The sequence below is a fragment of the Streptomyces sp. RLA012 genome, from assembly GCF_056270325.1.
In genome coordinates, this window is sequence record NZ_JBWDPA010000002.1 from 8,858,249 (window position 1) to 8,869,861 (window position 11,613).

Here is an 11,613-nt window from a genome sequence, read left to right on the forward strand (position 1 = left end):
GTCCTGTGCTCATGCCGCCGCCCCCTCACGTCCCGGACCGCTCACGCTCTCGATCCCGGCGACGGTGAACGTGGCGCCGCCCCTGCGGGCCCGCACGCTGCCGAGTACGTACCCGCCGGCCGCCGTGAGAACCCCGGCCACGATGGCGCCGGCCCGGCCCGCGCCGCCCGGGCGGGCGAGCAGGGCGTCGCGCAGGCCGCGGGCCACCCCGGCGGGCAGTACCCGGGTCGTGTAGCGGCGCTCCGACTCCAGTCCCTTGTCGGCGCCGACACTGCGGGCCACCAGGGCCTTGGACAGGCCCTCGGCGTAGGTGCGGGTGCGGAAGTACCCGAAGTGCTCGCGCGGCTCCGGGACCCGGTGGTGGATGACCGCGCGGTCGTCGATCAGCAGGATGGCGTCCGGGCGGGCGCGGGTGAGCCGGATGCACAGCTCCGTCTCCTCGCAGCCCAGCGGACGCTTGTCGCCGTCACGGCCGATGCCGGTCGCGAAACCGCCCGCCGCGTCGAACGCCGTACGACGGAAAGAAGCGTTTCCGCCGAGGACGTTGCGGACCTGGACCCGGCCCGGCGGCAGCCCCTTGTAGGTGCAGCCCACCACCCAGTCGAACTCCTCGGGGAACCAGGCGGGCCGGCGCCCCGACGCCCAGATCGGCACCGTACGACCGCCGACGGCCATGACGCGCGGGTCCGCGTACCCGGAGGCGAAGTGCCGCAGCCAGTCCCGCTCGGCCACGGCGTCGTCGTCGAGGAACGCGATGATCTCGCCGCGCGCGGCGGCGATCCCGGTGTTGCGGCCCGCGGACAGACCGCGCGGGCCCGCGTTGGCGAGCACCCGCACATCCTCGACTTCCTTGTACTCCCTGCTCAGACGCTCCAGCAGCGTGGCGTTGTGGTCCACGAGGAGGAGTGTCTCCAGGGCGGGCAATGACTGCGCCCGCACCGAGGAGACCGCCGCGAGGATGTCCTCCCAGCGGTCCTCGGTGTAGACGCAGATCACCACGGAGATGTGGGATCCGCTCAAGACACCTCTCCCTGGCCCGAGCTGAGCTGGGCGGCGTGCGGCCGGCGACGCAGCGCGCGCCGGTTGGAACGCTCACCCATGATCACCTTGAGCACCCGGAACCCGTCCCGCACGGCCCGCAGATTGCTCGTGCCGTGGATGCGGAGGTACTCGTGGCTGGGAATCTCCTGCACCTTGAGCCCCGCCTTGACCACCCGGATGTTCATCAGGGTCTCCACCTCGAAGCCCGTGCAGTCGAGGTCGATCTGGTCCAGACAGTGTCGCCAGAAAGCGTTGTAGCCGTAGCAGAGGTCGGTGTAACGGGCGCCGAACTTGGCGTTGACGGCCGCGCACAGCACTCTGTTGCCCAGCTTGCGGATCGGCGTCATGTCGGAGGTGCCGCCGCCGTTGGCGAAGCGGGAGCCCTTGGCGAAGTCCGCCCCGGACACCAGCGCGGACACATACGACACGATCTCGTGGCCGTCGGCCGAGCCGTCCGCGTCGACCATCACGATGATCTCGCCGGTGCACGCCTCGAACCCGGTGATCAGCGCGTCGCCCTTGCCCTTGCCGTGCTGCTCGACGACCTTGACGTCGGGCCACAGCTCCCGGGCCACCTCGACGGTGTTGTCGGTGGAATTGCCGTCCACAAGAACCACTTCGTGTATCCAGTCCGGAAGGGTCTTGAAGACGTAGGGGAGATTCTCCGCCTCATTCATGGCGGGAATCACGACGCTCACCGGTGGCGCTATGGCCAGGTGAGAGGAGATCGGCCGGTATTTGCCGGCCATTAACGGATCATCGCCCGATACGGCTGGGCGCAGGACTGAACTCATGAGTCTGGTCCCTCTCGTCCGGTGGACCGCCCGCCCCTGGGCGGTCCGGCTCTTTGTCCGGTTCGAAAGGGGGGTTCTCACTTACGGCATGGCGAAATAGATCTCCGTGCATGTCGGGTGAGTTGGCAAAGCTGGCCGATTCCGAAGACGGAACCCGAAGACGGAATTCCGGATGCGGAAACCGGTCTCGCGGCACGACTCGGCACATGTGGTCACCGAGCACGGCACCCCCCTACCGCGTCCCGCGCCGGGCCCTCGTCGCGATCTTGAGCCCTCCCCTTGATCGCATGTACGTGATGGCCCGATGCGGGTGAGATGTATGACGGTATTGACGATTGCGTACCTATGGCAAGACCTGGAACGAGGCCTCACGTTTTTGTTGGTTTGACCATTACCTAACGACTCGAACGGATTTTCCCCATCCGTTTGAGAACCCTGTCGGCCGGCTCGAACAGTTCGGGCCGCGACAGCACCATGTTGCGCAGCGCCCGGACCGGAGCGCGTCGCGCCCGGTGTCCGACCGCGATCGGGTGACGACGCGTCACCCACCCTTCGGACACGGTGAGGTCCCGTGTCTTCAGGGAGTCCTTGTATTCCTTCTGGCCCCGCCCGAGATCCAGATAGGCGATTCCGTCGGCGGCGGCCGCCTCGGCCATCCGTAAATGCAGGATCAGCCCCGGCGAGTACTTCGCGAACGCCGGGTCGTAGGCCGGGAACCAGCATGCGAAGATCAGCTCGGTGCTCAGCCCGAAGTGCGCGGCGACCGGTTTGCCGTCCGCGTACAGCACCGACAGAACGCCCGTGAACGGCTCGGAGCGGGTGTGGTAGAGCTGATGCACCAGGTGGTCGATCCAGGCGTGCGCGAAGCGGTCGCTGCGCCCGGTTCTGCGGTACTGCGCGGACTTCCACTCCATCAGCGTGCGCAGGGCCGCCGGATCGCGCTCGTCGTGGACGTAGTCGACCCGGCCGGCGTCCCGGCCGAGCCTGCGCTCCTTGGCGAGGGTGGTCCGGGTGAACTTCGGCGACTGGGCGCGCAGTTGGCGCAGATACGTTTCGTAGCCCCGGTCGAGGTCCATGACCGGGGACGGGAAGGTGCCGGAGGCTCCCGCCTCGAACGGCGCCTGGCCCTGCACCAGGTGGTCGAACTCCCAGACGGAGAGCCCGCAGGCCCGTAGCAGGTCCCGGGTGTCCCAGTCGAAGTCGGGGCGGTGCACCAGCCCCTGGCAGTCGGAGACGCCGAAGCCGACGGCCCGGCCGACGCCGGCGGTGGATCTCTGGAACGGGAAGAACGCCACGGGTTCGTCGCCCTCCCGGACGACCGCGATCCGCACGCCGCGTCTGCAGCGGCCGACCGCGAGCGTGAACTCGGGGGACAGGAACGGGTTCGCCAGCTCGGGCGAGCCGTTCAGATGGGCCTTCGACTGCAGAGCCGTCCAGGCCGCCCGGTCGGCGCCGCTCAGCTCGCCGGGGCGGTACACGCTGATGTCCACGTCAGGAGGCCTGTCTTCTCGCCGCACGGCCGCGCAACCGCCGTACCCCCGCGAGCAGGAGGACGAGGGCGCTGATCGCGGTCACGGCCGCGATCCCGCCGCCGACCGACCACCGGTGCACCGCCAGCATGCCCTGGGCGACGAGGAGGTCGACGGCGATGGCTCCCGCGACGGACACCACCGTGCGGGCGAAGGGATCCAGCCCGCGCAGCGCGGCCCCGATGGCGGCGCCGGGCGTGGCGATCAGGAAGAACAGTGCGAACGGGCCGCGCAGGGAGGAGTGCACGTCGGCGAGCGCGAGCACCGCGCCGACCCCCGCGACAGCCACGGCCACGCCCGCGAGCAAGGGGATCAGATCCCTCCCCGGATCCCGCCCCGGGTCCTTCCCCGGATCCCGCCCCGGTCGCTCGTCACTGTCTGGCGAAGGTGACTTGATACCTATGGTCTGCATGGGCGACTTTGCCCCCTGAAGCGCCGGATGCCGGGCTTCAATGTCGCGCAGTGGCCGGGCGGCCGTCAAGATGCGGTGGCGTTCACACGGGCTTCTTGGCCGACTTCAAACCTTCGACGCCATTGTTCACCGCGTGTTCCCCGGAGGCGCCGGCTGCCTCCGGGGAACTGTCGTGCGGGTCGAGCCGGTTGACGTGCTACGGGACGATCTTCAGCAGCCGGTTCGGGGAGCCGGTGCCCGGGCTGGTGACCTTCCCGGTGGTGGCGCCGTTCACCAGCGCCGTGGCGACCTGCGCCGGGGTGGCGGAGGTGTGGCCCGCGAGGTAGACGGCGGCCGCGCCCGCGACGTGCGGGGTGGCCATCGACGTACCGGAGATGGTGTTCGTCGCGGTGTCACTGGTGTTCCAGCCCGCCGTGATGGAGGAGCCGGGGGCGAAGACGTCCAGGACGGAGCCGTAGTTGGAGTAGCTGGCCTTGGCGTCCGTGCTGGTGGTGGCGCCGACCGTGATGGCCGCGGCGACCCGGGCGGGGGAGTACGAGGAGGCGTTGGCACTGCTGTTGCCCGCCGCGATCGCGTACGTCACGCCGCTCGCTATGGAGTTGGACACGGCCGTGTCCAGCGAGGTGGAGGCGCCGCCGCCGAGCGACATGTTGGCGACCGAGGGACCGCTGTGGTTGTTGGTCACCCAGTCGATGCCCGCGATCACGCCGGCGGTGGTGCCGGAGCCCGCGTTGTCGAGCACGCGCACCGCCACGATCTTCGCCTTCTTGGCGACGCCGTAGGTCGAGCCCGCGATGGTGGTGGCCACGTGTGTGCCATGGCCGTTGCCGTCCTGGGCGGTGCTGTCGCCGTCCACGGCGTCGTAACCGTAGGACGCCCGGCCGCTGATCTGGGAGTGCGTGATCCGTACGCCGGTGTCGATGACATACGCCGTCACGCCGCTGCCCGCCGTGTCCGGGTAGGTGTACGTGCCGGACAGCGGCAGCGAGGTCTGGTCGATGCGGTCCAGGCCCCAGGGGGCACTGGACTGGGTGGTGTCGGTGAGGTGCACCGTCTGGTTCTGCTCGACCGTGGCCACCGCGGGGTCGGCGGCGAGTCTGCGGGCCTCGCCCGCCGAGAGGGTGGCCGTGTAGCCGTTCAGCGCGGCGCCGAACGTCTTCTTCACCGTGCCGCCGTACGCGCTGATCAGGCCCTTGCCCTCGCTCGACGCGGCCTTGAAGCCCGCGCCCTTCTTGAGTGTGACGATGTAGCTGTCCTTGACCGCGGTGGGGGAGCCGGCGGCGAGCACCGTGCCCTCGGCCGGGGCGGCCTGGGCGGGAAGTGCGGTGAACCCGCCCACGAGGGCGGCGGTTGCCACGGTGGTGATGGCGGCGATCCGGATCTTCCTGCCGCTCCGGGCCTTCTTGCTACGCAGTGGTGCCATTCGAGGGAGTCCTCCTCTTGGCAGCGCGCGCCCGGGTTCGGCGCACGGCTGTGGGGGGTGTGCGCATCGTCGCGCACACAGTCCTGGAGCGTCGCGTTCCGACCAAGACCGAGTAAAGCTTCGGTCATCTATGGGTGTGGCTCAAGGGAATTGACGCCCCGCCATGGGGCTGTCATGAACACGTAATGGAATATGCGGTGAACACGTTCCGGCGGCACGGGGGACGCCGGTAGGAGTCGAAAACTCTTTGGCATGGACACTTCCTGTCAACACGCGTAGCTGCTACCACAGTTGTGGCAGAGATCCTGCTAAAGGGAGGTTCCATGAGACGTTCCCGAATTACGGCATACGTGACCTCGCTCCTCCTCGCCGTCGGTGTCGCCCTCACCGGGGCCGTGACGGCGCAGGCGTCCCCAACCGTCGCGGCCACCGGCTATGTGGCCCTCGGTGACTCCTACTCGTCCGGTGTCGGCGCGGGCAGCTACATCAGTTCCAGCGGCGACTGCTTGCGCAGCACGAAGGCGTACCCCTACCTCTGGGCCGCCGCCCATTCACCCTCGTCGTTCGACTTCACGGCCTGCTCGGGCGCTCGTACGGGTGATGTCCTGGCCAACCAGCTGGGCCCGTTGAGCTCCTCCACGGGCCTCGTCTCCATCAGCATCGGCGGCAATGACGCGGGCTTCGCGGACGTCATGGTGACGTGTGTGCTCCAGTCCGACAGCGGCTGCCTGTCCCGCATCGCCACCGCCAAGGCATACGTCGACTCCACGCTCCCCGCCCAACTCGACTCCGTCTACTCCGCGATCAGCTCGAAGGCGCCCGCCGCCCATGTGGTCGTCGTCGGCTACCCCAGGTTCTACCAACTGGGCGCGACCTGCCTCGGCCTCTCCGACACCAAGCGCGCCGCGATCAACGGCGCCGCCGACTACCTGGACAGCGCCCTCGCCAAGCGCGCCGCCGACCACGGCTTCACCTTCGGCGACGTCAGGTCCACCTTCACCGGGCACGAACTCTGCTCCGGCAGCGCCTGGCTGCACAGCCTCAACCTGCTGAACATCACCGAGTCGTACCACCCGACCGCGGCCGGCCACTCCGGCGGTTATCTGCCGGTCTTCACCTCGGGCGCCTGACCACCGCTCACTGCGATGTGGAAGCGGAGGCCTCGTCCGACGGGGTCTCCGTCACGCACGTCACCGAGAACGGCAGGGAGTTGGACGTCACCTCCACCGGGCTGCGGACCTCCACGCTGATCTCGTTCTGAAAGGTCCCGCTCGTGTCGTACGTCGTCAAGAAGATCGACTTCTGCTTGGTCCTGCCACCGTCCGACGGGAACGACAGGGTCTTCCAGCCCGGGTCGGACACCTCGCCCGTCTTCAGCACCCAGCGGTACTGCACGTCCACCGGCACCCGGCCCACCGTGAAGGTCGCCGTGAAGGTCGGCGCCTGGGCCTGCGGAGGCGGGCAGGAACCGGAGTAGTCGGTGTGCGACCCCGCGACCGTCACCTGCACGGACTGGGCGGGCGGCGTACTCGCATGGGCACTGGCGGGCGGGGTGGTCGAGGAACCGGCGCCGCCGGGCGCGGCGGTGTCGCTCCCGCCGGAACTGCTCGCGGACGGCGAACTCCCGTCGCCGGACCCGCTCTTGGGACCACTCCCGCTACTGCTGTTGTTGCTGTCCCCGCCGCCGTTGTCGCGGTTCACCAGCGCGTACGTCAGCCCGCCCAGCGCGAGGGCGAGCGCGATCACGCCCGCGATCACGGCGACGGCCGCGCGACGGTTGCGGACGGGCTCCGTGCTGCTGGGGGTGTCGGTGGGCGGCGGGTACGGCGTGTAGCCCGGCTGCGGTCCCCGCGCGTAGGTCCCGGACTGCGGTCCCGGAGGTCCGAACCCCGGTGGCGCCGGCGCGGGCTGGGAGAACGAGGAGATCGTCGGTGTCCGGGCGGTCGGGGTGGGCGGGCCCGAGGACGGGGAACCGCCCGCGCCGACGAGCCGCAGATCGCTCTCCGCCTGCGCGGCACTCAGCCGCTCGGCCGGCTCCTTCCGCAACAGCCCCTCGATCACGGGCGTGAGGGGCCCCGCGCGGCGCGGCGGCGGCAACGGCTCGTCCACGATGGCCCGCAGCGTGCTCAGCGGGGTGTTGTGACGGAAGGGCGAGTTGCCCTCGACCGTCGCGTACAGCAGCACACCGAGCGACCACAGGTCGGACTCGGGCCCGGGCGTACGGCCGAGCGCCCGCTCCGGGGCGAGAAATTCGGGCGAGCCGATGACCTCGCCCGTCATGGTCAGTGCCGAACTGCCCTCGACCGTCGCGATACCGAAGTCCGTGAGGACGACCCGGCCGTCGTTCGACATCAGCACGTTGGCCGGTTTCACATCCCGGTGCAGGACCCCGGCCTCGTGCGCGGCCCGCAGCGCGGAGAGCACCTCGGCACCGATGTGCGCGGCACGCTGCGGCGACAGCGGGCCCTCGGTGTCCAGGAGATCGGACAGCGCGATCCCGCGGACGAGCTCCATCACGACCCAGGGGCGACCGTCCTGCGTGGCCACGTCGTACACCGTCACCACATTGCGGTTCGCGACCCGGGCCGCGGCCCAGGCCTCGCGCTCCAGACGGGCGTACATCCGCTCGACGTCGTGCACCGGGATCCCGGCGGGCGCGCGGACCTCCTTGACGGCGACCTCGCGGTGCAGCACCTCGTCGTGGGCGCGCCACACGGTCCCCATACCGCCCTCGCCCAGGGGAGAGAGGAGCCGGTAGCGACCCGCGATCAGACGTTCACTGCCCGGATCTTCGGACACGGGTGTCCCCCCATTCGTATCCGCTGCACATCCGCGTGATTTCTCCCCAAAAGTAGCTCAGCCGAGTGCGGATGCCGCCCCCTTGAACACCAATCCAGCCCCAAGGGCGACGACGATCAAGGCCGATCCGAGGGGAGCGGTTCTGCGGATCAGGGCCGCGGTCGGGCCCCCGGCCCACCGGGGGCCCTTCGCCAGCGCCCGGTTCATCCCGTCGCCCAGCTTGACGACGGCGAACCCGGCCGCGGTGAGCGTCAGGGCGAGGCCGACGCCGTACGCCAGGACGAGAAGAAGGCCGAACCACGCCTGTCCCAGCGCCGCGGCGCCCACCAGGACGACCACGGCCGAGGGACTGGGCACGAGACCGCCGGCGAAACCGAGCAGGATCGTGCCGCGGAGGGTGGGCGCGACCTCGTGGGTGTGGGTGAAACCGCCGTGGGTGTGTTCGAGGGTGGGGGAGGCGGCGGGGGTGTGAGCGTGGGGGTGGGGATGCGGGTGGTCGTGGTGGTGCCCGTGCTCGTGGTCGTGCCCGCGGTCGTGTGCGCGCCCGTGCGTGTGCCCCTGGGCGCGGGGTGTGTCGGCCGCCGCCGCGGAGGCGTGTGCGAGGACCAGGGGGCGTTCGTGCTCTTCGGCTCGCTCGTGAGGGTGGTCCGCGTGGTCGTGACCGTGCCCGTGGCTGTGGTCGTGCGCATGCTCGTGGTCGTGCGCATGTCCGTGGTCGTGCTCAGGCCCGTGATCGTGATCGTGGCCGTGCGGGTGCACATGTCCGTGCCCCCGCTGGTGAGTCCGGTTGCGCCAGGCCCGGCGTACGAGCGTGGCGCCCGCGAAGACGACCAGGACGCCGCTCGCGATGCCGAGCCAGGCGATCACGGAGGGCGCCGCCGCCGAGCCGGCCGTCACCAGGAGGCCGAGGGCGACCACACCCAGGGTGTGGGTGACCGTGACGGAGGCGGCCAGCGGCAGGACGTCACGCAGCCCCGCCTTGCCGCCGCGGGCCGCGGCCGTCGCGGCCATCAGGGTCTTGCCGTGGCCGGGCGCGAGCGCGTGCATGGCGCCCAGGAACACGGAGATGAGCAGGGCCAGCGCGGCGAAGCCGACGGTGAGGTGATGGCGGGCCACCAGGTTGTTCAGCGCCTCGGTCCAGCGGTCGGCGCCCCGGGGCAGCACGGAGGCGCCGGGCGCCTGAGTCCCCTCCTCGACGAGGGCGGGGCCGCCGGGACGTATCCGCAGGGAGGCGGTGGCGGTGTCGGCGGGGGAGGAGAGCAGCGCCTTGGGATAGCTGGTCAGTTCGTGCGACACCGACTTGGCCGGTACGTCCGACTCGGCGAGCGTCATACGGTCGCCGCGCGCGGTGATCTCGCGCCAGCCGGGTCCCCGGTCGGCCCCTGCGCTGTGGAAGCCCAGGGAGACCGTGTCCCCCTTGTTCGCCCCCTTGTTCTCCTGCTTGTCGTCCTGCTCGGGGAGCGCGGCCGTCAGCCGGCACTCCACGCGCAGGGTGTTGAGCCCTGCCTGTCCGGGCCGCAGCTTCGCCTGGCTGGTGCCGACGGAGAGCGGAACCGCCCGCCCGTCGACGGTGACCTTGCTGCCGTGCGCGGCCGTCTCGCACCGCTGCCGGGCCCAGTCCGTCATCCCGAGCTTCTCGATGTCGGGCTTCGCCTGGGTGGCCGGGATCTCCGCGAGGTCCTCGACGTGGTCGACGCGCAGCTGCCCGGGGGCGGCGACGAGACCGTCGTACCGGTTGACGGTGAAGTTGCCGAGCGGATGCGCGCTCGCGGCCCCGGTGGGGACCAGCACGAGGGCGCAGGCGGCGGTGAGGACGGCCGCGCAGGAGGCGAAGAGGCGACGCGACCTCAGGTGCGGACGAGGGGACTTCACTCGCGGGCCGCGCGTTCGAGGGGACTTCACCGGGTCGCCCCCAGTGCCTTGCGGGCCGCGGCGGCGCCCAGCGGCGAGAAACCGGCGTTCAGGTCGAGGGCCGACTTCAGCGAGGCGCGGGCCTCCGACGCGTGGCCCGTGGCGCGCTCGATCATGCCGCGGTGGTAGAGGAAGGACGCGTTGCGGTAGCCGGTGGCCGTGGCCTGACGGGCGTACGGCAGGGCCTCCTTGTCGCGTCCGTTGACATGCAGCGCCCAGGCGAGCGCGTCCGCCGTGTGCACGGTGTGGCGGCGGGCCCACTCGGCGCGGGCCGCCTGCAGCGCGTCCGCGCGGTCACCGTGGTCGGCGGCGGCGAGGGCGGTGTCGAGGTCGGCGTTGACGCCGTAGGAGTGGGCCAGCGAGACCCAGGCGGTCACCAGGGAGTACTGGTTCTGGGCCTTCTGGGCGTCGCCCGCCCGGCCGCGGGCCTCGTACAGCTCACCGAGTTCCACGAGGGGCTGGGGCAGCGGATAGCGCTCCACCACCTGCTCCATGCCCTTGATCGCCGCCGCGCGGTCGCCCTGCGCGGCCTGGGCGCGGGCCCGGCCCTCAAGCGCGGGGAGGTAGGTGTCGTCGGCGGCGAGCGCCCGCGCGTAGTACGTCAGCGCGGAGGCGTACTCGCCCTGGTTCCAGTCGAGTTGGCCGAGCGCCGTCGCCACGTACGAGATGTCGCCCCGGCTCGTCGCCGTGTCGAGGGCCTGTTCGAGAACGCGGCGGGCGGTCTTCACATCGCCGCGCAACTCATGGACATAGGCGTACCGGGTGAAGACGGGGACGCCCGGGCGGCGTGCGTCGGCCACGTCCGCCGCCTTCGACGCGTCGGCGTAACGGCCCAGTTCGACCAGGGCGTCGATACGGGAGGAGAGGGCGCGCTCGCTGTAGGGGTTCTCCTTCAGCACCTTGTCCGCGTAGGTCAGGGCGCCGGTGAAGTCGTGCCGCGCCGCGGCGAGGGCGGCACGGCCGGCGAGCGCCGATTCGTTGTCGGGACGCAGCTTCAGGGAGCGGTCCAGTGCCTGCTGGGCCTGCGGGTAGCGGGAGGGGTCGCCCTTGGTGCGGGCCTGCTCCACATAGGCGAGCCCCAGCGTCGCCCAGCCGTCGAAGTCCTTCGGCTGGGTACGGAGATGGGCTTGGAGAGAGGTGATGCTCGTGTCCAGGTCCCCACTGGCGAGCAACTGGGGCGACACCGCGCTGGACGCGGACGCGACCGTGGCGTCCGAACCGTCCTTCAGGGCCCCGAGGACCACGGCCCCGGCGGTGAGTGCGACGGCCAACGAGGCCGCGCAGAAGCCGAGTTGGGCCGCGCGCCAGCGACGCGTCGAGGTGGACACCCGCTTGACGGCGGCCACGCGTTCGTCGGTCACGCGTTCGTCGGTCACGGGCACGGGCACGGGCTCGACTTCGGCGTCCTCGGCCCCGGCCCCGGTCTCATCCCCGGCCGAGTCGGCACCGACTTTCGCGTCGGCGTCGGCGTTGGCGTCGGCCTCGGCTTCCGGTTCGGAAGGCTCGAAAGGTTCGGAAGCGCCGTCCGGAGGCTGCCGGTCGGCTGTTGCTGGTCGCGCAGTTCCCCGCGCCCCTGACGGGGCCTGCCGCCCGAGCCCCTGTTCGTCGGCCGCGCTCACCTCGTCGGGTTCGCCGTCCGGCGCGCTCTCGTTCGTACGCGGGGACATGCCCTCTCCTCAAAGTCCTTGGGGTGAACGGTCGTAG

General features: G+C 70.9%; 9 protein-coding genes. 1 reads left to right on the forward strand and 8 read right to left on the reverse strand.

Annotated features, from left to right (window positions below):
- Positions 1-9: 9 nt before the first annotated feature.
- The 5 genes from RV986_RS40555 to RV986_RS40575 all read right to left on the reverse strand — a co-directional run bounded on the left by RV986_RS40555 (position 10) and on the right by RV986_RS40575 (position 5,199).
- Positions 10-1,020: a glycosyltransferase family 2 protein gene (locus tag RV986_RS40555; RefSeq protein WP_475922161.1), complete on the reverse strand. Its 1,011-nt coding sequence runs from the start codon at positions 1,018-1,020 to the stop codon at positions 10-12.
- Complete coding sequence (locus tag RV986_RS40560; RefSeq protein WP_475922162.1) at positions 1,017-1,835, reverse strand: glycosyltransferase family 2 protein; 819 nt, start codon at positions 1,833-1,835, stop codon at positions 1,017-1,019. Before RV986_RS40560 ends, RV986_RS40555 begins: the two co-directional genes overlap by 4 nt.
- A gap of 395 nt (positions 1,836-2,230) precedes the next feature.
- Positions 2,231-3,325, reverse strand: coding sequence for a GNAT family N-acetyltransferase (locus RV986_RS40565; protein WP_475922163.1), 1,095 nt, complete (start codon positions 3,323-3,325; stop codon positions 2,231-2,233).
- A gap of 1 nt (position 3,326) precedes the next feature.
- Entirely contained in the window at positions 3,327-3,659 is a 333-nt protein-coding gene (locus RV986_RS40570; RefSeq protein ID WP_475922164.1) for a hypothetical protein, read from the reverse strand.
- A gap of 313 nt (positions 3,660-3,972) precedes the next feature.
- Positions 3,973-5,199 carry a S8 family peptidase gene (locus tag RV986_RS40575; protein ID WP_475922165.1) on the reverse strand — a complete coding sequence of 409 codons (1,227 nt, stop codon included), beginning with the start codon at positions 5,197-5,199 and terminating at the stop codon, positions 3,973-3,975.
- A gap of 323 nt (positions 5,200-5,522) precedes the next feature.
- On the opposite strand from RV986_RS40575, the gene RV986_RS40580 reads away from it, so the two are divergent.
- Complete coding sequence (locus RV986_RS40580; RefSeq protein ID WP_475922166.1) at positions 5,523-6,329, forward strand: SGNH/GDSL hydrolase family protein; 807 nt, start codon at positions 5,523-5,525, stop codon at positions 6,327-6,329.
- Positions 6,330-6,336: 7 nt separating this feature from the next.
- Here RV986_RS40580 and RV986_RS40585 read toward each other — a convergent pair whose 3' ends face one another.
- From RV986_RS40585 to RV986_RS40595, 3 genes are read right to left on the reverse strand one after another with little or no spacing between them, the layout of a single operon-like run.
- Complete coding sequence (locus RV986_RS40585) at positions 6,337-7,998, reverse strand: serine/threonine-protein kinase (RefSeq protein ID WP_475922167.1); 1,662 nt, start codon at positions 7,996-7,998, stop codon at positions 6,337-6,339.
- 57 nt (positions 7,999-8,055) lie between these two features.
- The gene (locus RV986_RS40590) at positions 8,056-9,849 is read right to left on the reverse strand and encodes a nickel transporter (RefSeq protein ID WP_475924613.1); all 1,794 of its coding nucleotides are present in this window, start codon (positions 9,847-9,849) and stop codon (positions 8,056-8,058) included.
- Positions 9,850-9,896: 47 nt separating this feature from the next.
- Entirely contained in the window at positions 9,897-11,576 is a 1,680-nt protein-coding gene (locus tag RV986_RS40595; RefSeq protein WP_475922168.1) for a tetratricopeptide repeat protein, read from the reverse strand.
- Positions 11,577-11,613: the final 37 nt, after the last annotated feature.